The following is a 1,000-nucleotide window of genomic DNA, read 5'->3' on the forward strand; positions in this document are numbered from 1 at the left end:
GCCTCCGCCCCCTCGGGCCCGCTGTCCGTCTCCCCCGCCACCGAGCGGGACTGGGAGCTCGTCCGCTCCTGGGCGGCCGCCGAGGCTTGGAACCCGGGACTCTCGGATGCCACGCCGTTCTTCGCCCAGGACCCCCGCGGCTTCTTCATCGGCCGGGTCGGCGGGGAGCCCGTATCGGCCATTTCGGTCGTCACCTACGACGAGGCGTACGCGTTCCTGGGCTTCTACCTCGTACGCCCCGACCTGCGCGGCCTCGGTCACGGGCTGACCACCTGGCAGGCCGCGCTCCCGCACGCCGGCGGCCGGTCCGTCGGGCTCGACGGGGTGCCGGACCAGCAGGCGAACTACCGGCGCTCCGGCTTCACGACGGCGTACCGCACCGCGCGGTACGAGGGCGCGGTCCCGGTCGCCGACGGCCCGCCGGCCGGTGTGGTGCCCGCGGGATCCGTGGACCCGGCCGCCCTCGCCGCGTACGACAGCGCCTGCCACCACGCCGACCGGCCCCGCTTCCTGGCCTCGTGGCTGACCACGCCCGGCCATCGTGCGCTGGCGCGGATCGTCGACGGACGTCCGACCGGGTACGGGGTGGTCCGGCCGGCCCAGGACGCGGCGCGGGTGGGGCCGCTGTTCGCGGACACCCCCGCCGACGCGGCCGCCCTCCTCGACGCGCTCGCCGCCGAGGCGCGGGAGTTCGGGGCGGTGCGGATCGCGGTCGACATGCCGGACTCGAACCCGGCGGCGGCCCGGCTGGCCGAGGAACGGGGCCTGGAGCCGACGTTCGAGACGGCCCGGATGTACACGGGTCCGGTCCGCCCGGTGGCGGGCGAGCGCGTCTTCGGCGTGACGACCCTCGAACTCGGCTGAGGGGCCCGCCCGCAGAACCTCCCCGCCGGCGGCCACCAGTCGGCCAATGGCCGCCGGCGGCCCACGACCCGAAGTCCACCACCCGAACCGGGCCGCCCCCGAGCCGCCGTTCCCGAAGGTCCCCGGGGCCCCGAAG

At 77.0% G+C, this 1,000-nt stretch carries 1 protein-coding gene; it reads left to right on the forward strand.

Going from position 1 to position 1,000, the window contains the following annotated elements:
- Positions 1-864, forward strand: an 864-nt coding sequence (locus EAO70_RS05295; RefSeq protein WP_410091067.1) for a GNAT family N-acetyltransferase, incomplete at its 5' end; no start/stop codon positions are given.
- Positions 865-1,000 lie beyond the last annotated feature (136 nt).

The sequence above is a fragment of the Streptomyces sp. adm13(2018) genome, from assembly GCF_008042145.1.
Classification (GTDB): domain Bacteria; phylum Actinomycetota; class Actinomycetes; order Streptomycetales; family Streptomycetaceae; genus Streptomyces.